Raw genomic sequence first — 22,442 nt, 5'->3', positions numbered from 1 at the left:
CTCGGTTGAAGGTGACTTCCTTCGCGTCGTCGAAGAACGAGGCGATCTTCGGCACGCGGCCCGGGTCGCCAGGCAGCAGGACATAGCGCCCGATGTCGCCGGGCTTCATGTTGATGTGGTACTGGACGTCCTTGTTGATGTCGCTCATGTGTGTTTCCCTTATCCTGCTTTTCGGCTTTCCGGGCGGCTCGCAGAGCCGCCGCTACAGCCCTGTATAGGCGGCTCACAGAGCCTCCACCACAGCCTTGTAGAGGCGCTTCTATGAAGCGCCCCGGCGGTTCACAGAGCCGCCGCTACAACGACAAACTCAATTCCTTCCACAACTGCACGATCAGCGTCTTCATGCCCGCCATGGCGGCCTTGGTCGTCGCGGTGACCTCCTCGTGGGTCAGCGGGTTCTTGCTGACGCCGGCCGCAAGGTTGGTGATGCAGGACAGGCCGAGCACCTTAAGCCCGGCCGCGTTAGCGAGCTGGGCCTCGGGCACGGTGGACATGCCGACCGCGTCGGCGCCCAGCGCGCGCCAGGCCCGGATCTCCGCCGGGGTCTCGTACAGCGGGCCCGAGCCGGCGAGGTACACGCCCTTGGCCAATTTCTGGCCCACGGCTTTCCCCGCGCGCTCCAGCGCCTCGCGAAGTTCCTTGTTGTACACCGTGGACTGGTCCGGGAACCGCGGGCCCCAGGCGGGATTATGCGGGCCGAGCAGGGGATTGGCGTTCATCAGGTTGATGTGGTCCTCAATGATCATCAGGGTTCCGGGCGTCAGGTCGGCCCGGACGCCGCCCGCGGCGTTGGTCAGGACCACGGCCCGGGCGCCCATCTGCTTGAGCAGGTAGACCGGCAGCGCGACGGGCGTCCAGCCCTCGCCCTCGTACCAGTGCCGTCGGCCTTGGAACACAAAAGTTTCAACCCCGGCCAACTCGGTCCACGCTAGCTTGCCCGCGTGGCCGACGACGCCCGGCGAGCCCATGCCCGGGATGTCGCCGTATGACAGCGAGCCCTTCTCCTTGAACGCCGCGACGACGTCGCTCCACCCCGAGCCGCAGATCAGGCCGATCTTTGGCTTGGCCGCGGGCCATTGCGACTTCACGAATGCCAGGGCTTTATCCAGTATCTTCTGGTCCATGGTATCGCCTCTTGTCATTTCAGGATGGTTTCGTACACGAGTGGCGGCTCTTTGACCGAGCCCTTGCGGATCGTGAACGCGCCGTCCAACAGTTTGCGCGCCTCTTCCAACCGGTTCTCGTCGTTGGCGTGGATGACCACGAGAGGCTGGCCCTTGGTCACCTTCTCGCCGACCTGCATCAGGCCGGAGACGCCCACGGCGAAGTCCACCTTGTCATCGGTTTTCGTCCGGCCCGCGCCGAGGACGACGCAGGCCCTGCCGACGCGTTCGGCGTCCACCGCCGCGATCGTGCCGGACGAGGGTGCGGGCATCGGCTCCTGCAGGCTGGCGGAGTGAATCTTGTGCAGTTTTTCGAGCGAGGCCGGATCGCCGCCCTGCAGGCGGACCATCTCCTGGAACACCTCGTAGGCCTTCCCGGAGGCCAGGTGCTTCTTCAGTTGTGTCCGCGCCTCTTTTTCGTTCTTTGCCTTCTTTGCGAGCAGGAGCATCCGCGCCGAGAGGGCGAGGGTGACCTCGACCAGGTCCGCCGGACCCTCGTTCTTGAGGGTCTGGACGGACTCGATGACCTCCAGCGCGTTGCCGGCGGTGCGGCCGAGCGGGCGGTTCATGTCCGTGATCAGCGCCGCCATGCCCTTCCCCATGTGCTTGCCGACGTTGACCATGCTCCGCGCCAGGGCGCGGGCGTCCTCGATCGTGCGCATGAACGCGCCCTTGCCCCACTTCACGTCCAGGACCAGCGCGTCGATGCCCTCGGCGAGCTTCTTGGACATGATGCTCGCGGTGATCAGGGGGATGGACGGCACGGTACCGGTCACGTCGCGCAGGGCGTAAAGTTTCTTGTCCGCCGGGGCCAGGCGCCCGGTCTGACCAATGATCGAGCAGCCGCATTTCTGGATCACCCGGACGAACTCCTTCTCGCCCAGGTCCGTGCGGTAGCCGGGGATGGACTCCATCTTGTCCAGCGTGCCGCCCGTGATGCCGAGGCCGCGCCCGCTGATCATGGGCACGGCGATGCCGCAGCAGGCGGCGAGCGGCGCTAGGATCAGCGAGACCTTGTCCCCGATCCCGCCGGTGGAATGCTTGTCCACCTTGGGGAGCTTGATGGACGAGGTGTCCACGAGATCGCCCGAGCGCATCATGGCGTCGGTGATCACCGCGGTCTCGGCGGCGGTCATGCCCCGGCAGTAGGTGGCCATCGCCATGGCGGCCATCTGGTAATCCGGGATGCGGCCGACCGTGTAGCCCTCGATGAACCAGCGGATTTCCTCCTCGGAAAGCGCCTGGCCATCGCGTTTCTTCTCAATGATCCATTGGGGTAACATAATGGGGCATCCTGTTGATCCGGGGGGGCAAAGTCAAGGCATGACGAAAGGAAGAGCCGCGGGCGAGGGCCCGCGGCTCTTTCAGCCACTCCAACGGACTAGAACTCGTAACCCGCGGCCAGTGTCGCGCCCCAGTCGTACGCGTCGGTGAGGCAGACGTAGCCGGCGCCCAGCACGAAGAACTGCTCCACCGGCGTGTAGCGCGTGCCGAAGCCGAGTTCCACGTCGTCGTCCTCGCCGTCCGCGCGGGCGGTCTGGGCGGCCAGCAGCGCGTTGAGATTCAGTTGCTCGTTGAGCGGGTAGAGGCATTCGACGGCGCCGCGGAGGATGAAATCCTCCTCGCCGTCGTCCGCGTCGAGGATCGCCGTGGCCCCGGCGTTGGCAACGGCCACGATCGGCCCGAGCGTCTTGGAGGCCAGGACGAGGAACCCGGGCTCCACGTTCCCGCTGCCGAGCCCCTTGTCGTCGTCGCCCGTCGGCAGGTTCACGCGGCCGAGGATGGCCACGTCCGCGCCGGAGTCTTTTTCCTCCATGAAGCGGTACGTCGTCATGAGGGCTGTGTCGGAAATCCCGCTTTCGGAATCGCCGCCGTCCACGTCCCAACTCACGAAGCCGGGCGCGACGCATGCCGACCAGTGGTCCGCGATGCCGTACGCCAGGTACAGCGCCGCGTCCATCGTGGTGGCGTCCGCGTCGCCCACTTCGGATGCGTAATAGTCGCCCCACAGGGACGTCTGGAACTTGCCCTGGGCCGGCAGGCGCGTATCCCACGCGAAGATGGTCCGCTCCCACTCGGCGCTCGCCGCGACGGCGAAGACACACAGAACAGCCGCCACCGCCAATCCTATTCTGCCAGTCATGATAGGCCCCTTTCTTCCCGGTAACATCCCGGGGTTGCGGGCATTATGATCGGCATCCCGTGTTCGGGCAACAGATAATAGCGACCGAGGAGGGGGCGAAGGGCGAATCCGACCATCACAGTTTATAAACTGTGATAGTCCGCCCGGGTGGCCAATGGATGCGCCCGCTGATCAGGGCAGGAAGCTCTTCCCCCGGGGCAGGGCGGGCAGTCCGAAGTACGCGGCGATGGATTGCGCGATGTCGAAGAAGCCCTGCCGGATCCCCAGATTGCGCGCGGGATCGCCGGGTTGGTAGACCAACAGCGGCACGAACTCGCGGGTGTGGTCGGTGCCCTTGTAGGTCGGGTCGTTGCCGTGGTCCGCGGTGATGATCAGGACATCGTCCTTCCCGAGCAGCGGCAGGTAAGAGGCGAGCCACTGGTCGGTTTGCTCGATGGATTTCGCATAACCCTTGGCGTCGCGCCGGTGGCCGTAGGTCATGTCGAAGTCGATGAAGTTGGCGAAGATGAGGCCCTTCTTCTTCTCCTTCGTCCACGCGGACACGGCCTGCTGCGAGGTCTGGTTGTTGCCCGTATGGTTCGACTCCGAGATGCCTCGGTGGGCGAAGATGTCTTCGATCTTGCCGACGGCATAGACCGGCACGCCGGCCGCTACGAGCCGCTCCATCACGGTCGGCTCCTCGGGCTTGAAGGCGAAATCGCGCCGGTTCTCCGTGCGCTTGAACGCGCCGGGCTTGCCGACGAACGGGCGGGCGATGACCCGGCCGACCTTGTAGTGGTCGCACAGCTCGCGGGCGATCTCGCAGGCCTTGTAGAGCTCCGGGATCTTGACGATCTCCTCGTGCGCGGCGATCTGGAAGACCGAGTCCGCGCTGGTGTAGGCGATCCACGCGCCGGTCTTCATGTGCTCCGGGCCCAGTTCGTCAATGATCGCCGTGCCGCTGGCCGCCTTGTTGCCGATGATCTTCCGGCCGGTGCGTTTCTCGAACGCCTCGACGAGTTCGGGCGGGAAGGAGGGAAAGTCCGGCGGGAATACGCTGAAGCCCGGGATCGTGACCAACCCCGCGATCTCCCAGTGGCCTGTGACCGTGTCCTTGCCGTCGGACACCTCCTGCATCGCGCCCCACGATGCCAGCGGCTTCTCCGCGGGCGGCACGCCGTCGATCGGCTTGCCCTTCGGCAGCAGCGCCTGGATGTTCCCGAGACCGAGCGATTGCAGGACCGGCGCCTTCAGGCCTCCGGCCGCCTTCGCGAGGTGGGGGAGGGTGGCCGCGCCGGCGTCGCCGTACTTCGCCGCGTCCGGCATTTCGCCGATGCCGATGGAATCGAGGACAATGAGGATGACTTTCATGTGCTTCTCCCGTGCGGGCAGGACAACCTACTGCCCCAGCGTGACTTCGTCAATGATGCCGACGATGATGGAGCGCAGGGGGGCGGTGGTGGATTGGACGATCTGCCGGGCGCTGTTGCCCTCGTCCACGATCAGCACCCGCTCGCCGGGTCCGGCGCCGACCGAGTCCACGGCGACGACGTACTCTTCAAGGGGCTTGCCCTCGGGCGTGATCTTCTCGACCACCATCAGCTTTTTCCCGGCATAGAACGGGTGCTGGATGGTCGCGTGGATTTCGCCGATGACGCGGCCGATGATCACGGCGCCATCTCCTTGTCGTCCGCCAGGTGCAGGTTGTCCACGATGCCGACGACGGCGTGGTCCACGGGCACGAACCACGGGTCCAGGGTCATGGCCGCCTCGCGGCCGCCCTCGTAATAGACGAATTCGCCGGGACCGGCCATGCGCGTGGAGTCCGCCGCGACGAGGGGCTTTCCCTTCGGCTGGCCTTTCTTGTCGAGCGGCTGGATCCAGAGCATGGGCACGGTCTCGAGGCCCTTGTACGCCTCGCACAGCACCACGCGGCCCATGACCTTGCCCAGCAGCATGTCAGAAGTTCTCCCCTTCCAGTTCCGTGGGCGCCGTCTCCGGGAAATAGGGGCCGGCGTCCGCCTGCAGCCCGAGCGCCTCGTGCGGCGCGGGGATGATCCGGTGGACGGGCCGCACGCCCGTCTGCTGCAGGAACGAAACCGCCAGGTCCACCGCGGCCTCGATGTCGTGCAGTTCGCCCCGGTACAGGCTCACGCCCTTGCCGTTGAGCCAACTGTCCGCCAGGCGGATTTCCGTCAGGCTGACCGGCGTGCCCTTGAGCGCCAGCTCGGCGGCCCGGACGTTGCAGGATACCGTCGGCGTCTCGATGATGGCCATGGAGCCGCCCTCCGCCTTGAACCGGCGGCCGAGCACGGCGTCGTGCAACTGCGGGTGCACGTCCGGCAGCATGACGTGGTCCACGATATGGTCGCGCGCCCAGAACAGCGCCTCCTCCAGCGACTCGTCCACGGAGGCCGTCGTGCCGCCGATGAGCGTCAGGAAGCGGCCCGGGCTGATCATCCCGCTCTTGATCACCGAGATCGGCGCCTTCTTGAGCATGGCGTCGGTCGCGTGGATCCCGGGCGCGATGTCGCGGAACTCCACGATGGCGATGGCGGGATACTTTTTCATCCGTTACCCAAACTGTTTCACATCCCGCCCCCTGCCGGCTTGTCCGGCAGGAGCGGAGGTCCTACCTGCTTCACCATCGGGGCAAGCCCGATGGGGTCGTTATTCAACTTATACGATCCGGAAATGGTCCACCAGCACGCACCGGCGCCAGCGCGAGAAACTGCGCGGCGTCGTCAGGCCCTCGCCCGTCGGGCTGGCGATGGTGAACGAGGTGCAGCCCTCGCCGCCGTAGCCGAGGCCCGCCTGCGACGAGCCGTTCTTGACGAAGATGCTGGCGTTGCACTCCTTGGCCATGCGGCTCAAGTGGTCCAGGTTCTTGGAATGCATGATGAAGGTATGCCGGTTGTGGCCCTCCATCTCGATCGCCAGGTCGATCGCGTAGTCCGCGTTCGGGACGCGCGTGACGGGGAGGATCGGCATCATCTGCTCCGTCCAGAGCAGCGGGTGCGTCTCCTCGACCTCGACGATGCCGAGCCGGACGGTGCTGGGCGCGCTGATGCCCATCTTGGAGAGGATCAGCTCCGCGTTCTTGCCGATGAACGCGCGGTTGATCTCCGCGTGGCCGCGCGGGCCGGCCATCTTGGTGAAGATCGTCTGCTCCAGTTGCGGCAGGCGGGCCTTGTCGATCAGCACCGCGTCGTGCTGCTGCATGGCCTTGATCAGCCGGTCGGCGACGGAGGCGACGACGATGACCTCCTTCTCCTCGACGCAGATGATGTTGTTGTCGAAGGAGGCGCCGCGGACGATGTCGCGGGCGGCCTTCTCGATGTCCGCGGTCTCGTCCACGACGACCGGCGGGTTGCCCGGCCCGGCGCAGATCGCCCGCTTGCCGCTGGCCATCGCGGCCTTGACCACGCCGCCGCCCCCCGTGACCACGAGCAGCCGGATGCCCGGGTGCTTCATCATCGCCCCGGCGCTCTCGATCGTCGGCTGGGCGACGCAGACCACGACGTTCGACGGGCCGCCGTTCGCCTTGATCACCTTGTTCAGCAGCGCCACGGTCTCCGCCGAGCACTTCTTCGCGGAGGGGTGGGGGTTGAACACGACCGTGTTGCCGGCCGCGATCATGGCGATGGCGTTGTTGATGATCGTCGAGGTCGGGTTCGTGCAGGGCGTGATCGAGCCGATGACGCCGAAGGGCGCCGGCTCGGTGAGCATCAGGCCGTGATCGCCGGTGACGGCTTCCGGCGTGAGGACCTCGACGCCGGGGGTCTTCTCGGCCACGAGCTGGTTCTTGATGATCTTGTCCTCGAACCGGCCCAGGCCCGTCTCCTCGTGGGCCGACTTCGCGAGGGCCGTCGCGTTCTCCAGCATCGTCTTGCGGATCGCCGCGATGATCCTGCCCCGCGCCGCGAGCGAGAGGGCCGCGTACTTCGGGAACGCCTGCTGGGCGGCCTTGACCGCCTCGTCGATGCCGGCGTACACACCCAGCTCGGGCTGTGCCTCCGCCTTCGCAGCCGGCGCGGCCGCGGACGAGGCTGGGGGAGGCGTCCCGCCGCCCAGTTGCTGGGCGATCTGCCTGGCGATCATCTCAATGTCTTGAGCGGAGAGCGCTGCCATGACTCATTCTCCTTGCGCGTCCCGTCACTTCTTGTACTTCTCGGTCCCGTCCACGTCCCAGCTGTCCACGATCGCCATGATCACGGCGTCGCAGGGCCGCTTGTCCGTGGCGACGGTCTGCCGCGCGGAGCTGCCCGTGGCCACCAGGACGAGTTCGTCCGGGCCGACGCCCACGGCGTCCGCCGCGACCACGAAGCTGCCGGTATCCTTGCCCTCGGGGTCCACGTGCCGGACGAGCATGAACTTGATGCCGTCCATGCTGCTCTCCTTGCGCGTGGCCACGACCGTGCCGATGACTCTGCCCAGGTTCATGCGTATCTCCCGTCGCGAAAACGAAATCCGACCCTCCCGCCCCCGCGCGCCGCGGGGGCGGAAAGGCCTCGTGCGCCGCGGGGGCGGTTACTTCTTGGCCTTGGCTTCGGCCGCGCGGCCCAGCGGGAGCACCGCGTCCACGTTGACGTGCGGGCGCGCGATGACGTGGACGGCCACGACCTCGCCGACCCGGCTCGCCGCGATCTGGCCGGCGTCGCAGGACGCCTTGACCGCCGCGACATCGCCGCGGACGATCACGCTGACGTAGCCGCCGCCGGTCCGCTCGTAGCTGACCAGCTCGACCTTCGCCGCCTTGACCATGGCGTCGGCCGCCTCGACCACCGCCGGGAACGAACGGGTTTCAATCATGCCCAATGCATCTGCCATGTTCTCTTCTCCTTTTTTCGTACGGTTTGCTTAACAGCGTTTCGCGCGGGAGGGTCAGCCCCCGCCGCCTTTTGCGGGCCGCCCGGTGATGTCCGCGATCGCCTGCTCGGCGGCCCGGTAGCCGACGTCGATGTCCCGCTCCTCGCCGCCGAGGTAGACGCGGCCGAAGCTGCCGAACGCGCGGACCTCGAGGACGTTGATGCGGGCGGCCTTCTCGGCCTCGTTGGCCGCGAGGGCCGCGTAGCCGGCGGGCGCGCACTCCATGACGTACAGCGTCTGGCCCGGCTCGATCATGTTGCCGTGCCGCATGCGGTTGATGAGCTGGGTGTGGTAGTCCGAGATCCGCCGGATCACCTGGCTCGTGGTGACCTCGGGCTTGATCCGGTCCTCCTCCTTCAGCCCCAGCGACTCGAGGATCGCCCGGCCCGCGGCGCGGACGTCGGCCTGCTCGTCGGAGTGGATCTCGAGCATGCCGTACAGGCGCTCGACGATCTGCATGCCGGGCGTGACGTTCGTCGCCTTGAGGGCCACGTCGGTGACGCGGTTGATCTCCATGCCCGGCGAGATCTCGACGAACAGGGCGGCCTGCCCCGGGCGGGGGAGGAATCCCTGCGAGACCGTCGCCTGGAACGACGCGAACTGCGGCTGCAGGCTGTCCAGGAATACGTAGGTTCTTAGTTCGGCCATGGCTGTCTTCCTTTCCCGCCTACTGGGCGGCGGCTGCTTCCTCCAACATCTTGATGCTGTTGCTCGAGCCGATGCGCGTCGCGCCGGCGCGGATCATCTTCATCGCGTCGGCGTAGGTCCGGACGCCCCCGGAGGCCTTGACCCCGAGCTTCTTCGGGGCGACGGTCTTCGCCATCAGGGCGATGTCGTCGGCCGTTGCGCCGCCGGTGCTGAAGCCGGTGGACGTCTTCACGAAATCCGCGCGCGCCTTCATGCTCATCTCGCAGGCGCGGACCTTCTCGTCGTTGGTCAGCAGGACGGTCTCCAGGATCACCTTGCAGAGCACGCGCGATTCCTTGCAGGCCTCGACCACGGCCCGGATATCCTTCAGCACCAGCGCGTCGTCGCCGCTCTTCAGGGCGCCGATGTTGATGACCATGTCGATTTCCTTCGCGCCCTCGCGGATCGCGCGGCGGGCCTCGAGGGCCTTGATCTCCGGCGGCTGGGCGCCCAGCGGGAACCCGACGACGGAGCAGACCTTGACCGGCGAGCCGCGCAGGAGGGCGGCGGCCTGCTTGACGTAGCCGGAGTTCACGCAGACGGAGAAAAACCCGTGCTTGAGGGCTTCGTTGCAGAGCTTCTGGACATCCGCCGAGGAGGCGTCCGGCTTGAGGACCGTGTGGTCGATCATCTTCGCGAGGTCTTTCGGCGCCAGCTTCGCGGGCTGGGCCGAGGGGCCCCCGGCCGCGGCCGGTGCGCCGGCGAGGATATCCTTCACGCGGGCGGTGATCTTAGCAATGTCTTCGGGGGAAATGTCCAAGGCCTTCTCCTTTTCGTTCCGGGCCGGGCCGCCGGCCCAGTTTTTCTCCAGGTCCGCGATCATCTGGACCCGCTTCAGGTGGCGTTCGGCCGTGCACTCCGTGTTGATGAAAATGTCCGCGATCGCCTTGACCTGGTCCAGACTATTCTGGCCCGCGCCGAGGGTCAAGACGTTCGCGCCGTTGTGCTCGCGGCAGTTGCGGGCGAGGGCCTCGTTATAGCAGGCCGCCGCGCGCACGCCGGGGATCTTGTTGGCCGTCATGGCGGAGCCGATGCCCGCGCCGTCGATCATGATGCCGATGTCGCACTGGCCGGAGGAGACCAGCCGCGCGACGGCGGCCGCGATGCGGGGGTAGTCCACCGCGTCCTTGCTGTGGGTGCCGCAGTCCTGGATACCGTGCCCCTGGCCCTTGAGCCAGGCGGCGAGGGACTCCTTCATCTCGTAGCCGCCGTGATCGGCGCCCACGGCAATGCGCAGTTGCTTGCTCATAGACGAAACGTGACTTATGCCACTTCGCCCCGTCGATGACAAGCGCGGTTTTTCCGCGGTCGATGGCCGATCCGGGCGCGCGTCCAGGATTACAGAAGATGTTCCGTTTCCAAGAAACGGGCGATCGCCTCGGCCGCGGCCCGGTGACCTTGTGGCGACAGGTGCCAGACGTCGTAATAGCCGGACAGTGACAGCATGAAGGGATGCTCGGACCGGGCCGCGCGCAGCTCCGGGAGGAGGTCCAAGCAAGGGGTGCCGCAGGCGTTGAAGTACGCGGCGAGGCGTTGCTGGGGAAGATAGGGATACGCATCATCCAGTTGGTAGGCCAGCGGAAAGAGCACAATGGCGAAGCGGGCCCCGTCCCCGGCCGCGGCCTGCCGCAGCCGGGAATACATCGAAATCAGCCAGCGCCATTCGGGCGTGGAGTCGTCTTCCAGCACGCGGATGTCGATGGAATCTTCGCCCGTGATGAAGGTGGGCACCTTGGCCCGGAGGTCCGGGTCGTGGGCCGGCCTGTGCCATCGCGAATGCAGGATCGGCAGGATGTGGTCTCGATCGTACTGGAGGTTGGGGATGGCGGCCGCCGGGATATTGGTGATCGCCCGGGACGTGTAGTCCCAGTGAAGCCTCGGATCGGCCACGTCATTGAGGCAGAAGGCGACGATAACGAGATCCGGATGAAAATCGCGGCCTCGGTGCAGGTAATACTGCAGTTCGTTGTAGGCCGTGTATCCGCAAACCCCGGCATTCAGGACCTCGCAGGGGGTGCGTGTCGACTGCAGCCGCTGCTCCAGCTGGTTCGGAAATGTCTCGTCTTTTTGTACGCCGTTCCCGAAAGCAACCGAATCTCCAAGAATCAGAATCCGGAACACGCCCTCCGGTTTAGAGGCGCTGCATTCATCGTCCCTCAACCCGAGCGAGTTGATGCCCTGGTGCAACGGGTTCAGCGCGAAAAGGTAGGGGGCATCGACCACGGTGCACAGGGACACTTCGTCGTCCTTTGCCGTGTTCGCGCGGGCGTGGGCCCGCATCACGGAAGCGAAAAGGGGCCGGGCCACGGGCAGCGCCAGCAGGACAAGAATCAAAAGGGTGGTGGCGGAAAGCGCAAGCTTCCTGATGAGCAAAGACGGTATACTCTTCATGCCCCCCATCCTAGTTCGATCCATTTCGCGCGGCATGGATGGTCATGCAATAACGTAGAAACAGTACATCATATCGTATAACTGCGCTAATACTTAATTCGCTCTCCCTGTAAAAAAAACTCGTAATTACTTGTTATATATGCTGATACGATATCTCCTCTGATCCTGATCCATGATGCTCCGTAGAGAATTAGTGATATCCAGCGGGATAACCCAGGGCATGGTCAGGCTGTTTTGTCGCATTTGCCTGCAAGCGAAGCCGCGCTGGATATCTTCCCGCGCTTGTCCGGGCCCGGTATTTCGGGGATACTGACCCGCCGGAAGGGATGAAGCCTTGGAGTATGCGATCCAAATACGGGATCTGGTGGTAACGTTCCCGGCGAAGGCCGGCGGCGTGGAAGCCTTGCGGGGCCTGACCCTTTCCGTGGAGCAGGGGAGCGTGGTCGGGTTCCTTGGCCCGAACGGCGCCGGCAAGACGACCGCCCTCCACGTCCTGCTCGGGTTCATCGAACCGACCGCGGGCTCCGCGGCGCTGTTCGGGGAGGATGTCCGGCATTCCATCGCGCGTCGGCGGATCGGCTACCTGCCGGAGCATCCGCAACTGTACCCGTTCCTGACCGGCCGGGAACTGCTCGGGATGGCCGGCGGCCTGTTCGGGCTCCGCGGCCGGGAGTTGCGCGAGCGCATCGCCGCGCGGCTGGAAGACGTGGGGCTGGACGCCGCCGCGGCCGGCCGGCGGATCGGCACCTACTCCCGCGGCATGATGCAGCGCATCGGCCTGGCCCAGGCGCTGGTCAACGATCCGGACCTCGTGATCTTGGACGAGCCGACGGGCGGCCTGGATCCGATCGGGCGGATGGAGATGCGCGGGCTGATCGCGCGGTTGCGCGAGCAGGGCAAGACCGTCTTCTTCTCGTCGCACGAGCTATCCGAGGTGGAACTCGTCTGCGACCGCGTCGCCATCCTGTCGAAGGGCCGCCTGGTGGCAGAGGGGCAGGTGCACGAGCTGGTCGGCCCGGGCGAGCGGCTGGAGGCGTATTTCCTGCGCGTGGTGCAGGGGGCGGGGTCGGCATGAGCCGCGTCCTGGTCATCGCGCGGGTGGTCTGGCTCGACCTGCTGCGCCGCAAGGACCTCTACGTCATGGCGATCCTGCTGCTGACCCTGCTGTTTGTCCTGATGTCGCTGAACCTGTTCGGCCTCGGGGCGGTGGTCCGGTATATCCTGGACGTGGGGCTGCTGATGGCGTGGCTGTTCTCGCTGGTGCTGGTGGTCGGGTTGACCGGCCGGCAACTCCCGCGGGAGGAGTCCAAGGGAACCATTTTCCCGCTCTTGGCCAAGCCCGTCACGCGCGCCGGGCTGTTGCTGGGGAAATGGATGGGCAGTTGGACGGCCTCGGTGTTCGCGACCTTCGCCTTCTACGCGGTGATCGTGGCGCTGACGGCCGTGCGGGGCGGCGCCGTGAACGCGGGGTGCCTCGGCCAGGCTTTCCTCCTGCATGCGGCGGCGCTGGCTTGGATCAGCGCCCTAGCGCTGGCGCTGTCCACGCGGATGACCTACGGGGCCGCCGCGTCGATGGCCTACGTGCTCTGCGGGGCCGCCTTCCTAGTCGCGCCCGCTGTGCCGGAACTGCTGGCCCACGAGCCGGGCCCGTCCGGCGCGGTCCTCTCGGCGCTCTACTACGCGCTGCCGCACCTCGACCTGTTCGATCTCCGGCAGCGGCTGATCCACGACTGGGGCCCGGCGCCCTGGCCGGACGCCCTCGGCATCCTGCTCTACGGGCTCGTCTGGGCCGCCGTGTTTCTCCTGCTGGCTTGGTTGTCCTACCGGACGAAACGGTTCCGCCGGGGAGCGGCGGAATGACAGCGCAGGGCAGCGTTGGCCGGGCCGTGCTGCTCCTGGCTCTGCTCTGGGTGACGGCCTTCAGCCTCGCCTGCCGGCTGGCGCCCCGGCGGGCCGCGGGCGCCGGCGGAGCGGACTCCGCGCTCGACCGCGTGCTGGGCGTCAGCCGGGTCGCCTTCGGGCAGAGCCTGTACGTCGGGGCGGACGACTACTTTCACCGGGGCGTGGCCCGCGGGCGGGACGAGGCCTTCGGCGGCCGGCTGTTCCAGCGGTGGGGAGCCGCGATCCGGCCGTCGGGGCACATTCATACCGAGGGCTACAGCGTCAGCGAGATCATCCCGTGGCTGCGCATGGCCACGGCGGCGGACCCGGACAACGTGGAGGCCTTCCTCACGATGGCCTACTGGCTCGCGCGCCTCGGCCGGTTCGATACGGCCGGGCAGGTGCTGCGAGAGGCCCAGCGGCGGCATCCCCGCGACTTCCGCCTGCTGGGCGAGCGCGGCCGGCTAGCCTTCCGTCAGCGGCGGGACGACGAGGCGGCGCGGCTGACCGACGCTGCTCTCCGCGTCTGGCCTGACCCGCTTCCGGCGGACGAGGAGGCGCGGCTGGAGCGAGCGCGCCTGTTGAGCTTCCGCGCGATCCTGTCCGAACTGCGAGGCGACCCGGAGCCCGCCGTCCGGGATTTCGAGGCGGCTCTCCGGCTCATGCCGGGGAACCAGGGCATCCGAAATCACCTGGCCCTGCTTCGATCCGGCTCGACGGAGGCGGCCTTATCGCGCGATACCCTGGATCGCTTGTTCCCGGCGGAGCACGTGTGCGACCGGGAAGACCACGAACATCACGACCACGAATAAGACGTTGAGCCATGTATCTTGATTTCTACGGATTGAAAGAGCCGCCGTTCAACATTACGCCCGATCCGCGCTTCCTCTATTTTTCCGCGCGGCATCGAGAGGCCTACGATCACCTGATCTACGGCATCGAGCACCGCAAGGGATTCATCGCCCTGACCGGCGAGGTGGGGTCGGGCAAGACGACCGTGTGCCGCGCGGTGCTGGCCGCGCTGCCGAAGGAGGTCCGCACCGCCCTGGTGCTGAACCCGTCGCTGACCGAGACCCAGTTGCTCCGGGCCATCCTCCATGATTTCGGCCTGGCGCCGAAGGGACGCGACCGCCTGGCCTACATCGAGCAGTTGAACGCGTTCCTGCTGGAGCAGACCCGGCAGGGCTTCAACGTGGCGCTGTTCATCGACGAGGCGCAGGACCTGCTGCCGGAAGTGATGGAGCAGATCCGCCTGCTGTCCAACCTGGAAACGGACCAGCACAAGCTGATGCAGATCGTGCTCGCCGGGCAGCCGGAGCTCCAGGCCCGTCTCGCGCGGCCCGAGTTCCGCCAGTTGCGGCAGCGCATCATGATCTCGTGCAACCTGCTTCCGCTTTCCGAGGAGGAGACGGGGTTGTATATTCAGCACCGGCTGGCCGTCGCCGGGGCGGCGGACGGCGCGGGGTTCGCGGCCGATGCCGTGCGGCGCATCCACAAGTACGCCGGCGGGATCCCGCGCATCACCAACACGGTGTGCGACCGGGCTATGCTGGCCGGCTATATCGCCGGGACCCGGCAGGTGGGCGGCCGGGAAGTGAAGAGGGCGCTGGAGGAGTTGAGGGAGCCGTCGTGAGCCTGATCCAGGAGGCGTTGCATCGAAAGGCGTCGGAGGCCGGCGGGCCGGTACCGACTCCGGCGCCGCCCCGGAAACCCTCGGGGCATCCGGGCCTGTGGATCCTGTTGCTGCTGGCGCTGTTCCTGGCAACGGGCGCGGCGCTCTGGTATTTGAATCCGTCGTTCTTCCGATGGACGCGATCATCAACCCCGGCGCTCGAATCCCCGCCGCCGGCGGCGCCCGAGCCGTGCGTGGAAAACGAGCCGGCCCCGCCGCCGGCCGCGCCCGAGCCGCCGGCGCCGCCCCCGGAACCCGTTCCGCCCCCGCCCGCCGTTAGCGAGCCGGCCCCGCCGGTCGTCGAGCCTCCGCCGCAGGCACCGGTAAAACCGCCGGAGAAGAAGCCCGAACCGCCGCCGCCGAAAGCCCGCTCGCCCGAAAAGGAACCCGCGAAAGCCGCCCGCTGGCCGGTCCTGAAACTGACCGGCGTGATGGTCGGAAGCGGGGGCCGGTCCAAGGGCTCGGCGTTCCTGAACGGCGCCTTCGTGGAGGTGGGCGACCGGATCCTGGACGCCCGGCTGCTGGAGGTGGACGCCAAGGGAGTCCGGCTGGAGTTTCAGGGCGAGAAGAAATACCTGAAGCTCGGGCAGAGCTTACCTTGAGCCGCGCGGGTGCCGGGGCTTTCGGATCCGGTTGCGCGCGTCCACGAAAACCAGGGCCGGTTTGCGGCGGCGGGCTTCCGCGTCCTCCGCGTGGCCGTACGCCAGGAGCGTGACCGGGTCGCCGGCCAGCCCGAGCCGGGCGGCCGGGCCGTTGAGCAGCACGGTGCCGGAGCCGCGGGGCGCCGCGATGGCATAGGTCACCAGCCGGGCCCCGTTGTTCAAGTTGAGCACGTGGACTTGCTCGCCGGGCAGGATGTCGGCCGCCTCGAGCAGGCGGAGGTCGACGGCGATGCTGCCCTCGTAGTGCAGGTCGGCCCCGGTCAGCGTGGCCCGGTGTATCTTCGACTTGAGCATGATCCGTTGCATGGTGCGTCCGGTTTCAATATGCCGCCGATCGCCGTCCCGTCAACCCCCGGAGTCAGCGCCCACATCCGCGCGTGTGGACGCTCGTCCTCCATAACGCTATCTAAACGATGCAGATACATTCCTCTCCTGGAGGGCGAGCGTCCCGCGAGCCGTGACGGCAACGGAGAACCTGCGCGGGATCGTATGGAGTCGAAGATCCCTTCGCGCGGATTTGGGATCAGCGGATGGTGATCTCACGAAAGGCGTACGGCAGTTCTTCCGCCACGTCGAGCGCGGTCAGGCCGGCCTGGGTCTTGTGGAGCGCGGCCGTGTCGCCCGCGCGGCCGTGCAGGTAGACGGCCAGGCGAGCGGCGTCGTAGGGTTCGAGGCCTTGGCCGAGCAGGCCCACAAGGAACCCGGCGAGGACGTCGCCCGTTCCCCCGGTGGCCATCCCGGGATTGCCCGTCAGGTTGACCTGCGTGGGGCGGCCCGTCCGGGCGACCAGCGTGCCGGCGCCTTTCAGGACCACCACGGCGCCGGTGCTCTCGGCGGCGTCGCGCGCGGCGGCGAAACGATCCTGGGCAATGCTGTCCGGGGCCACGGCCATCAGCCGGGCCAGTTCGCCGGGGTGGGGCGTGATCACGGCGGTGCGGCGGCACTTGGCGATGAAGTGGGGCTGGCCCTCGAGGAGGTTCAGCGCGTCGGCATCGATCACCATCGGCGGCGGGCACTCGCGGATCAGGTGCCGCACGATGACCAGGCCGTCCGGATGGGTCGAGAGGCCCGGCCCGACCAGCACGGCGTCGAACTTGTCGACCCGGCCACGCCATTCCGACCAGAAGGCCGCGCCGAGCGAGCCCGTATCGGTTTCCGGCCCGCCCTGGACCATGGCCTCCAGCACGGCCCCAGCCACGACGGGCACGATACCCGCGGGCGTCAAAACCGTAACGAGCCCGATTCCCGAGCGCAGCGCGGCGCGGGCGGCCATGGCGATGGCCCCCGAATACCCGCGCGCGCCGCCGATCAGCAGGACGTGGCCCTGGGTTCCCTTGTGCGCGGTCCGGGGGCGACGCGGCAGCAGCGGCTTCAGGTCGGCGGCGTGAATCAGCTCCCGGTCCTCCGCCGGCGCCGCCTGCGTGACGTATTCCGGCGGGATGCCGATATCCGCCACTTCCAGCACGCCCACGTACTCGAGGGCCGCCGGCTCCAGCAGGCCGCGCTTGGGCAGGCCCAGCGTGACTGTCACGTCAGCGCGGACGGCGGCGCCCTCGGCCGCGCCCGTGTCGGCGTTCAGGCCGGAAGGCAGGTCGATGGCCACCACCGCGGCCTGGCGCGACTGCCGGTTGATGTACTCGATGGCGCCCGCCGCCGGGCCGCGGGCCGGCCCCGCGCTGCCGGTGCCGAGCACGCCGTCCACCAGGATGTCCCCGGCGGCCGGGTAGGCGAGGGCCTCTTCCCAGTCCTCGCGGGTCGACAGTTCGCGGGCCGTGATCTTCGCGTCCTTGAGCCGGCTCAAGTGCCGCAGGGCGTCGCCCTTGATCTCGTTGGCCGCGCCCGCGATCCAGACCTGGACCGCGTACCCGTCCTGCTTGAGGAAGCGCGCCGCGGCGAAGGCGTCGCCGCCGTTGTTCCCGCGCCCGGCGATCAGGTGCACCAGCGGGCGCTGGAACCCGCCCGCCTCGGCGAGGCGGTGCACGATATCCGCCACGCCCTGGCCGGCCCGCTCCATCAGCACCTCGCCCGGCGTCTCCGCCTCCTCGATGGTGCGGCGGTCCAGCTCGCGCATCTGTTCGGCCGTGACGGCTTTCATCGGCGATTCTCCTTCCCGGCGCGGCCGACCAGCAGGGCCTGGGCGACGGCGTAGTGCCGGGTGTGCGAAAGGCTCACGAGGACGCGGGCGACCCCGCGGCGGCGGGCCAGGCGCCCGCCCTTTTCGCGGAGCCGCACGGACGGCGCGCCGCTGGCCGGGTCGCGCCGGACCTCGATGTCCAGCCAGCCGAGGTGCTCGCTGATCCCGGTGCCGAAGGCTTTGCTGACGGCCTCCTTGATCGCGAAGCGGCCCGCGTAGTGCCGCGCCGGCTCGGCCTTATCGTCGCAGTACGACTGTTCCTCCGGCAGGAAAACCTTTTTTCGAAAGGCCTTGCCCCAGCGCCGCAGCGCGGACTGCATGCGCGCGTTTTCCACGAGGTCCACCCCGATGCCCAGGACCGGGAGGCCGGCGCGTCCCGCCGCGTCCCGCTTCACGGCTCGCCTCCCTCGTAGAGGGCCATGGCGTCCAGCATTTCCCGGACGGCCCGGTCCAGGCCGACGAACACCGAGCGGGCCACGAGGCTGTGCCCGATGTTCAGCGTGTCCAGGTGCGGAAGGCGCAGGACGGGGGGAAGGTTTTCCGTATTCAGGCCGTGCCCCGCATTGACCTGCAGGCCCCGCGCGTGCGCGGCCCGGGCGCCTTCGATGAGCCGCCGCAGATCCTCGTCCGCCCCGCCGCCGGGCGGGGCATCGCAGTACGCGCCGGTGTGCAGTTCCACCATGGGCGCGCCCAGGCGCGCCGCGGCCTCGATCTGCCGCGCGTCGGCCGCGATGAAAAGGCTGACCCCGATCCCGGCGTCCGAGAGGGCCGAGACCGTCGGGCGCAGCGCGGCTTCCTGCCCCGCCGCGTCCAGCCCGCCCTCGGTCGTCAACTCCTGCCGGCGCTCGGGCACGAGACAGACCTCGTCGGGCCGGACCTTGAGTGCGATCCGTACGATCTCCGGCGCGTTGGCCATCTCCAGGTTCAGCGGGGCGTCGAGTTCGGCCTTCAGCCGGAACACGTCGGCATCCTGGATATGGCGCCGGTCCTCGCGCAGGTGGACGGTGATGCCGTGGGCCCCTGCGCCCAGGCAGAGCCGCGCGGCCTCGAGGACGTCGGGATACTCCGTGCCCCGGACCCGCCGCAGCGTGGCTACGTGGTCCAGGTTCACGCCCAGTCGAAGGGGGCGGACGGGCGCGCCGTCGCTCATAGCGTGTCGATCTCCTTCGGATTCTCGTCGGCGATCGTCTGCATGGCGGGCTCGTAAAGAATGAACCGGCCGCCGCCCCGGCGCTTGGCGGCCCGCAGCGCGTAGCGGGCAGCCCGGGCCAGGTCGCGGGGATGCGCGGCATGGTCCGGGTAGCCGGCCACGCCGATGCTTGCGTTGACGCGGAGCGATCCGCCGGGCACCGCGAAGGGGGTCTTGCGGACCTCGTTGAGAAGCCGCTGGGCCGCGGGCATGGCCCGGTCCACCGCGCAGTCCATGATGAGGAGGAAACTGTCGCCTTCCATGCGCCCGATCAGGTCCGACTCCCGGGCGCGGTGCTGCAGCACGCCGGCCACGCCCTTGAGGAGCGCGTCGCCCGCCTCCCGCCCATAGTGCTCGTTGTAGCGGTCCAAGTGGTCCACGTCCAGCAGGAGCAGGGAGAGGGGGCGGTCCTCCTTGCGGTGCCGAGAGAGGGAGCGCTGGAGGGCGGTGGTCAGCCGGTCCTCGCGGAGCACGCCGGTCAATCCGTCGAGCCAGCCCTGGGGCGCCTCGCCGTGCGCGGTGCCGGGGGGCGTGGCGGGCGAACCGCTCGACGCCAGCACCGGTGGAGAATCCGCCCGGCTCCGGGCGTCGTCCAGCGCCTGGTGGACTGCCTGCAGGATATCCTTGGTGCGGCTTCCGTTTTCGGGGTGCGAGCCCATGCCGGCCGCCAGGCCGGTGCCGGGCGGCCACGCCGGTGCGGCCCGGCCCCCGGGCCGTTGCAGTTGATCCTGCAGCCGCCGGACGACCGTCTCGATCCGTTCGCGCGAAGTCCACAGCAGCACCCCGATCTGCTTCGGCCCGTGGCGGAACACCGCGTCGTTCGCCCGCACATGGCTCTTGACCGTGGTCTCGACCTGGCGGAGCAGCGGTTCCAAGTCGGCCGGCATTTCATGGCCCGCGGACGCGACGGGTTCGAAGAGAACCACGCCGAATGGCTCCGGCTCGCGGTGCGCGGTGCCGAGCCGGTGGGCCACTTCGGCGGTCAGGGCGTCGGCGTCCGTGGTTTCTTCCGGATCGATGTCGCCGGCGGCCCTTGTGATCCGCTGGAAGCGGATGTGGCTCGCCAGCAGCACGAAGATCGCGAAGGCGATCCCCGTGACCAGAAGGAACTGCGCTATGCTGAAAAGGATGTGCATGTCCGTTAAGCCTGGTTGCGGCCGCCCGCCCGGCAAAGCCTATGCGATCGTCATCCCGGTTTCCGGATGGAAGAAATGGGCCTTCTTCATGTTCAAAACCAGCGCCGCGGACTCGCCCACGGCGATCGTGCATTGCGGGCCCACCCGGGCGGTGAAGGCATGGCGGCCCGTGGTGAGATACACGTACAGTTCAGCGCCCATGGGCTCCACCACTTCGACCCGGGCCGTGATCCGGTCCCCGGCGGGTGCGGCCGGGCCGGGAAGTTCCGCGATATCCTCCGGCCGGAGCCCGAACACGATCGGCTTCCCGGCCCAGCCGCCCAAGGCGGATGCCTGCTCGTCCGCGACGCGGACCGCGAACGCGCCCTCCTGGAAAAACAGGCCCTCCGGCCGCGCCTCGATCGTCCCCGAGAAGAAATTCATCGGCGGGCTGCCGATGAAGCCGGCGACGAACTGGTTGGCCGGCCGGTTGTAGAGTTCCAGGGGCGTGGCGACCTGCTGGATCAGCCCGTCCTTCATCACCACGATCCGGTCGCCCATGGTCATCGCCTCGACCTGGTCGTGGGTCACGTAAATCATGGTCGAGGCGAGCCGGGTGTGCAGCTTGCTGATCTCCGTGCGCATCTGGACGCGCATCTTGGCGTCCAGGTTGGAGAGGGGTTCGTCGAACAGGAACGCCTTGGGCTTGCGGACGATCGCCCGGCCGACCGCGACGCGCTGCCGCTGGCCGCCGGAGAGGGCCTTGGGCTTGCGCTCCAGCAGGTCCTGGATGCCGAGGATCTCCGCCGCCTCGCGCACGCGCCGGTCGATCTCGGCGCGGGGGAATCGCCGCAGTTTCAGGCCGAAGGCCATGTTCTTGTAGACCGTCATGTGCGGGTACAGCGCGTAGTTCTGGAAGACCATCGCGATGTCGCGGTCCTTGGGCGGCACGTCGTTGACCTTGCGGCCGTCGATGTAGATCGCGCCCTGCGAGATCTCCTCCAGGCCCGCGACCATGCGCAGGGTGGTGGACTTCCCGCAGCCGGACGGGCCGACCAGCACCACAAATTCCTGGTCCTCGATCTCGAGGCAGGCGTCGCTGACGGCCGCCACGCCGCCGGGATAGACCTTGTACACGTGCTCGAGGATGACTTTAGCCATGGTTTACAATCCAGGGTGCCCGCGCCGATTCCCGCTTGAAAACAGGCCAAACCCTTATCATCCCGCGTTGGAGGCTGTCAAAGGTATTAGCGGATTCGCCGTAGTGTCGTAGGGGCGCCGCTTGCCGGCGCCCGCCCTGCAGGACGCGCTTCGTTTCGCTACAGGGCCCGCGGGCGTCGCCAGCGACGCCCCTACGGTCCCTGTCTGACTGAAGAACTTCGATTCGTCCGGGACGCCTGGATGTTGAGCGACGGCCACCCTCCAGGACGGATCGGCAACGGCGGGTTGTGGCAGGTCTGAAAGCCGTGTCCGGCATTCTCCGGCGGCGGCAGGGCCTGTCCCATGCCCGCGTTATCGCCCAAACATGAGCCAGAAAATCTTGGGCGACACGGTCGGCACCACGCGGCCGCAAGAGGGGCATCCCGGATCCGACGGGGCCGGGGATTCCAGCGCCGCGGCCAGGAGAATGACCGCGGCCAGCGCCAGCGTCCATCTCGCCATGTTTCGCGTTCTCATGGTTTCCTCCAAGGCCCATGGTCTTCCAGGCCTTTACTTCTTCAGTCGCGGGAACACACCGAATCTTCCCTGTTTCCAAGCGGGGAAGATAGCTCTTCCCTGTTCGACTCAACATGATGAGCGGCGAGATGAGTTGAAAAAGGAGAACATAAAATGCATCGCTCAAAGAAGACTGTGTTCATCGCGTTGTTGACGTTGGGTTCAGCTTTGGCTTCCCTGGCGGCCATACCCGAGGCGGGAAGCACGGAATTCCAGTCCGCCCCGATCCCCATCGGAACCCCCACGATGCCCGACATGTCGGGTCCGATGAGAGCGGAACTCCGGGATCTCACGGAAGGCGGCGGACCTGAAATCCGGCAGATACGGGTGATCCCGTTCCAATTCAAATGGTGGGGTATCCCAGCGATCAGGTTCTAAACCGCTGCGTGTACCGGCGGGAGCCGCCTGCCGGTATTCTCATCTGATACCAGCACGAAGCCGGCCATGAACTAGCCCACCCCGGTGCCGGGGGGGGGCGTGGCCGAGCGCGTGGAAAACGACGGCAGGGGCCTGTCCCTTCCAGGCCAGGCCCGAACTATCCTACAGCCCAAATATCAGTTTCATAATCTTGGGCGACAGGACGATGGACTTGCGCCGGCAGTCAGGACACCCCGGCTCCGGCGGGGCCGGTGATTCCAGCGCCGCCGCCAGGAGGATGACCGCGGCCAGCGCCAGCGTCCATCTCACTATGTTTCGCATTCTCATGATGGTCTCCGAGGCCCCGTGACTTTCAGACCTTCGCTTCTTCAGTCGCGGGAAGAAGCGGAATCTTCCCGCCTTTTAGGGGCAGGCGGGGGGAGGGGGTAGGCTCTACCTATTCACGATTACCGAGGGGGGGCGG

General features: G+C 67.6%; 27 protein-coding genes. 5 read left to right on the top strand and 22 right to left on the bottom strand.

Annotated features, from left to right (window positions below; translation table 11 throughout):
• Window positions 1–293 precede the first annotated feature (293 nt).
• The 13 genes from KA248_13140 to KA248_13080 all read right to left on the bottom strand — a co-directional run bounded on the left by KA248_13140 (window position 294) and on the right by KA248_13080 (window position 11,268).
• Complete coding sequence (locus KA248_13140; GenBank protein ID MBP7830850.1) at window positions 294–1,124, bottom strand: purine-nucleoside phosphorylase; 831 nt, start codon at window positions 1,122–1,124, stop codon at window positions 294–296.
• Window positions 1,125–1,138: 14 nt separating this feature from the next.
• Window positions 1,139–2,446, bottom strand: a complete 1,308-nt coding sequence (locus KA248_13135; GenBank protein ID MBP7830849.1) for a thymidine phosphorylase — start codon at window positions 2,444–2,446, stop codon at window positions 1,139–1,141.
• Between the two features lie 98 nt (window positions 2,447–2,544).
• Window positions 2,545–3,306, bottom strand: coding sequence for a transporter (locus KA248_13130; protein ID MBP7830848.1), 762 nt, complete (start codon window positions 3,304–3,306; stop codon window positions 2,545–2,547).
• A 171-nt stretch (window positions 3,307–3,477) separates the two neighbouring features.
• Window positions 3,478–4,656, bottom strand: a complete 1,179-nt coding sequence (locus KA248_13125; GenBank protein ID MBP7830847.1) for a phosphopentomutase — start codon at window positions 4,654–4,656, stop codon at window positions 3,478–3,480.
• A 27-nt stretch (window positions 4,657–4,683) separates the two neighbouring features.
• Window positions 4,684–4,956, bottom strand: coding sequence for a EutN/CcmL family microcompartment protein (locus KA248_13120; protein ID MBP7830846.1), 273 nt, complete (start codon window positions 4,954–4,956; stop codon window positions 4,684–4,686).
• Window positions 4,953–5,243, bottom strand: a complete 291-nt coding sequence (locus tag KA248_13115) for an ethanolamine utilization protein EutN (protein MBP7830845.1) — start codon at window positions 5,241–5,243, stop codon at window positions 4,953–4,955. Before KA248_13115 ends, KA248_13120 begins: the two co-directional genes overlap by 4 nt.
• A gap of 1 nt (window position 5,244) precedes the next feature.
• Window positions 5,245–5,856, bottom strand: a complete 612-nt coding sequence (locus tag KA248_13110; protein ID MBP7830844.1) for a BMC domain-containing protein — start codon at window positions 5,854–5,856, stop codon at window positions 5,245–5,247.
• A 108-nt stretch (window positions 5,857–5,964) separates the two neighbouring features.
• Window positions 5,965–7,416, bottom strand: a complete 1,452-nt coding sequence (locus KA248_13105; GenBank protein MBP7830843.1) for an aldehyde dehydrogenase EutE — start codon at window positions 7,414–7,416, stop codon at window positions 5,965–5,967.
• A gap of 24 nt (window positions 7,417–7,440) precedes the next feature.
• Window positions 7,441–7,728 carry a EutN/CcmL family microcompartment protein gene (locus KA248_13100; GenBank protein ID MBP7830842.1) on the bottom strand — a complete coding sequence of 96 codons (288 nt, stop codon included), beginning with the start codon at window positions 7,726–7,728 and terminating at the stop codon, window positions 7,441–7,443.
• Between the two features lie 87 nt (window positions 7,729–7,815).
• Window positions 7,816–8,115 (bottom strand): BMC domain-containing protein, encoded by a 300-nt coding sequence (locus KA248_13095; protein ID MBP7830841.1) that lies wholly within the window; start codon window positions 8,113–8,115, stop codon window positions 7,816–7,818.
• 54 nt (window positions 8,116–8,169) lie between these two features.
• Complete coding sequence (locus tag KA248_13090) at window positions 8,170–8,802, bottom strand: hypothetical protein (protein ID MBP7830840.1); 633 nt, start codon at window positions 8,800–8,802, stop codon at window positions 8,170–8,172.
• 19 nt (window positions 8,803–8,821) lie between these two features.
• The gene (gene deoC, locus KA248_13085; GenBank protein MBP7830839.1) at window positions 8,822–10,090 is read right to left on the bottom strand and encodes a deoxyribose-phosphate aldolase; all 1,269 of its coding nucleotides are present in this window, start codon (window positions 10,088–10,090) and stop codon (window positions 8,822–8,824) included.
• An 89-nt stretch (window positions 10,091–10,179) separates the two neighbouring features.
• Entirely contained in the window at window positions 10,180–11,268 is a 1,089-nt protein-coding gene (locus tag KA248_13080; protein MBP7830838.1) for a hypothetical protein, read from the bottom strand.
• A 298-nt stretch (window positions 11,269–11,566) separates the two neighbouring features.
• Here KA248_13080 and KA248_13075 point away from each other — a divergent pair, with 298 nt between their 5' ends.
• Genes KA248_13075 through KA248_13055 form a run of 5 tightly spaced genes read left to right on the top strand, consistent with a single transcriptional unit; the run spans window position 11,567 to window position 15,387 of the window.
• Complete coding sequence (locus tag KA248_13075) at window positions 11,567–12,307, top strand: ABC transporter ATP-binding protein (protein ID MBP7830837.1); 741 nt, start codon at window positions 11,567–11,569, stop codon at window positions 12,305–12,307.
• Window positions 12,304–13,092, top strand: coding sequence for an ABC transporter permease (locus KA248_13070; protein MBP7830836.1), 789 nt, complete (start codon window positions 12,304–12,306; stop codon window positions 13,090–13,092). The genes KA248_13075 and KA248_13070 overlap by 4 nt, the downstream gene beginning before the upstream one ends.
• Complete coding sequence (locus KA248_13065) at window positions 13,089–13,925, top strand: hypothetical protein (GenBank protein MBP7830835.1); 837 nt, start codon at window positions 13,089–13,091, stop codon at window positions 13,923–13,925. The genes KA248_13070 and KA248_13065 overlap by 4 nt, the downstream gene beginning before the upstream one ends.
• An 11-nt stretch (window positions 13,926–13,936) precedes the next feature.
• Window positions 13,937–14,746, top strand: a complete 810-nt coding sequence (locus tag KA248_13060; protein MBP7830834.1) for an AAA family ATPase — start codon at window positions 13,937–13,939, stop codon at window positions 14,744–14,746.
• Window positions 14,743–15,387 carry a hypothetical protein gene (locus KA248_13055; protein ID MBP7830833.1) on the top strand — a complete coding sequence of 215 codons (645 nt, stop codon included), beginning with the start codon at window positions 14,743–14,745 and terminating at the stop codon, window positions 15,385–15,387. The genes KA248_13060 and KA248_13055 overlap by 4 nt, the downstream gene beginning before the upstream one ends.
• Here the strand turns inward: KA248_13055 and KA248_13050 are convergent.
• The 9 genes from KA248_13050 to KA248_13010 form a co-directional block, all read right to left on the bottom strand.
• On the bottom strand, window positions 15,379–15,753 hold the full coding sequence (locus KA248_13050) for an aspartate 1-decarboxylase (GenBank protein MBP7830832.1): 375 nt from the start codon (window positions 15,751–15,753) through the stop codon (window positions 15,379–15,381). The two genes, KA248_13055 and KA248_13050, sit on opposite strands and share 9 nt — an antisense overlap.
• A 217-nt stretch (window positions 15,754–15,970) precedes the next feature.
• The gene (locus KA248_13045) at window positions 15,971–17,542 is read right to left on the bottom strand and encodes an NAD(P)H-hydrate dehydratase (protein ID MBP7830831.1); all 1,572 of its coding nucleotides are present in this window, start codon (window positions 17,540–17,542) and stop codon (window positions 15,971–15,973) included.
• A complete protein-coding gene (acpS, locus tag KA248_13040; GenBank protein MBP7830830.1) occupies window positions 17,539–17,901 on the bottom strand; it encodes a holo-ACP synthase in 363 nt (120 codons plus the stop codon). The genes KA248_13045 and acpS overlap by 4 nt, the downstream gene beginning before the upstream one ends.
• Window positions 17,902–17,972: 71 nt before the next feature.
• The gene (locus KA248_13035; GenBank protein MBP7830829.1) at window positions 17,973–18,731 is read right to left on the bottom strand and encodes a pyridoxine 5'-phosphate synthase; all 759 of its coding nucleotides are present in this window, start codon (window positions 18,729–18,731) and stop codon (window positions 17,973–17,975) included.
• The gene (locus tag KA248_13030) at window positions 18,728–19,906 is read right to left on the bottom strand and encodes a diguanylate cyclase (GenBank protein MBP7830828.1); all 1,179 of its coding nucleotides are present in this window, start codon (window positions 19,904–19,906) and stop codon (window positions 18,728–18,730) included. The genes KA248_13035 and KA248_13030 overlap by 4 nt, the downstream gene beginning before the upstream one ends.
• A gap of 39 nt (window positions 19,907–19,945) precedes the next feature.
• Entirely contained in the window at window positions 19,946–21,046 is a 1,101-nt protein-coding gene (gene ugpC, locus KA248_13025) for a sn-glycerol-3-phosphate ABC transporter ATP-binding protein UgpC (GenBank protein ID MBP7830827.1), read from the bottom strand.
• 351 nt (window positions 21,047–21,397) lie between these two features.
• On the bottom strand, window positions 21,398–21,562 hold the full coding sequence (locus KA248_13020; GenBank protein MBP7830826.1) for a hypothetical protein: 165 nt from the start codon (window positions 21,560–21,562) through the stop codon (window positions 21,398–21,400).
• Between the two features lie 41 nt (window positions 21,563–21,603).
• Window positions 21,604–21,858, bottom strand: coding sequence for a hypothetical protein (locus KA248_13015; protein MBP7830825.1), 255 nt, complete (start codon window positions 21,856–21,858; stop codon window positions 21,604–21,606).
• A 283-nt stretch (window positions 21,859–22,141) separates the two neighbouring features.
• Window positions 22,142–22,306 (bottom strand): hypothetical protein, encoded by a 165-nt coding sequence (locus KA248_13010; GenBank protein MBP7830824.1) that lies wholly within the window; start codon window positions 22,304–22,306, stop codon window positions 22,142–22,144.
• Between the last annotated feature and the right edge of the window lie 136 nt (window positions 22,307–22,442).

The organism is Kiritimatiellia bacterium, assembly GCA_018001225.1.
Classification (GTDB): Bacteria; Verrucomicrobiota; Kiritimatiellia; order CAIQIC01; family JAGNIJ01; genus JAGNIJ01.
Note: the sequence above shows the minus strand (reverse complement) of the source record. Positions and strands in the feature narration are given on the sequence as shown.

Excerpts from the sequence above, each read along its gene's own strand:
- KA248_13140 (MBP7830850.1), bottom strand. The coding sequence starts at position 1,124 with ATGGACCAGAAGATACTGGATAAAGCCCTGGCATTCGTGAAGTCGCAA.
- KA248_13135 (MBP7830849.1), bottom strand. The coding sequence starts at position 2,446 with ATGTTACCCCAATGGATCATTGAGAAGAAACGCGATGGCCAGGCGCTT.
- KA248_13130 (MBP7830848.1), bottom strand. The coding sequence starts at position 3,306 with ATGACTGGCAGAATAGGATTGGCGGTGGCGGCTGTTCTGTGTGTCTTC.
- KA248_13125 (MBP7830847.1), bottom strand. The coding sequence starts at position 4,656 with ATGAAAGTCATCCTCATTGTCCTCGATTCCATCGGCATCGGCGAAATG.
- KA248_13115 (MBP7830845.1), bottom strand. The coding sequence starts at position 5,243 with ATGCTGCTGGGCAAGGTCATGGGCCGCGTGGTGCTGTGCGAGGCGTAC.
- KA248_13110 (MBP7830844.1), bottom strand. The coding sequence starts at position 5,856 with ATGAAAAAGTATCCCGCCATCGCCATCGTGGAGTTCCGCGACATCGCG.
- KA248_13105 (MBP7830843.1), bottom strand. The coding sequence starts at position 7,416 with ATGGCAGCGCTCTCCGCTCAAGACATTGAGATGATCGCCAGGCAGATC.
- KA248_13100 (MBP7830842.1), bottom strand. The coding sequence starts at position 7,728 with ATGAACCTGGGCAGAGTCATCGGCACGGTCGTGGCCACGCGCAAGGAG.
- KA248_13095 (MBP7830841.1), bottom strand. The coding sequence starts at position 8,115 with ATGGCAGATGCATTGGGCATGATTGAAACCCGTTCGTTCCCGGCGGTG.
- KA248_13090 (MBP7830840.1), bottom strand. The coding sequence starts at position 8,802 with ATGGCCGAACTAAGAACCTACGTATTCCTGGACAGCCTGCAGCCGCAG.
- deoC (MBP7830839.1), bottom strand. The coding sequence starts at position 10,090 with ATGAGCAAGCAACTGCGCATTGCCGTGGGCGCCGATCACGGCGGCTAC.
- KA248_13080 (MBP7830838.1), bottom strand. The coding sequence starts at position 11,268 with ATGCCGCGCGAAATGGATCGAACTAGGATGGGGGGCATGAAGAGTATA.
- KA248_13070 (MBP7830836.1), top strand. The coding sequence starts at position 12,304 with ATGAGCCGCGTCCTGGTCATCGCGCGGGTGGTCTGGCTCGACCTGCTG.
- KA248_13065 (MBP7830835.1), top strand. The coding sequence starts at position 13,089 with ATGACAGCGCAGGGCAGCGTTGGCCGGGCCGTGCTGCTCCTGGCTCTG.
- KA248_13060 (MBP7830834.1), top strand. The coding sequence starts at position 13,937 with ATGTATCTTGATTTCTACGGATTGAAAGAGCCGCCGTTCAACATTACG.
- KA248_13050 (MBP7830832.1), bottom strand. The coding sequence starts at position 15,753 with ATGCAACGGATCATGCTCAAGTCGAAGATACACCGGGCCACGCTGACC.
- KA248_13045 (MBP7830831.1), bottom strand. The coding sequence starts at position 17,542 with ATGAAAGCCGTCACGGCCGAACAGATGCGCGAGCTGGACCGCCGCACC.
- acpS (MBP7830830.1), bottom strand. The coding sequence starts at position 17,901 with ATGCAGTCCGCGCTGCGGCGCTGGGGCAAGGCCTTTCGAAAAAAGGTT.
- KA248_13035 (MBP7830829.1), bottom strand. The coding sequence starts at position 18,731 with ATGAGCGACGGCGCGCCCGTCCGCCCCCTTCGACTGGGCGTGAACCTG.
- KA248_13030 (MBP7830828.1), bottom strand. The coding sequence starts at position 19,906 with ATGCACATCCTTTTCAGCATAGCGCAGTTCCTTCTGGTCACGGGGATC.
- ugpC (MBP7830827.1), bottom strand. The coding sequence starts at position 21,046 with ATGGCTAAAGTCATCCTCGAGCACGTGTACAAGGTCTATCCCGGCGGC.
- KA248_13020 (MBP7830826.1), bottom strand. The coding sequence starts at position 21,562 with ATGAGAACGCGAAACATGGCGAGATGGACGCTGGCGCTGGCCGCGGTC.
- KA248_13015 (MBP7830825.1), bottom strand. The coding sequence starts at position 21,858 with ATGTCGGGCATCGTGGGGGTTCCGATGGGGATCGGGGCGGACTGGAAT.
- KA248_13010 (MBP7830824.1), bottom strand. The coding sequence starts at position 22,306 with ATGAGAATGCGAAACATAGTGAGATGGACGCTGGCGCTGGCCGCGGTC.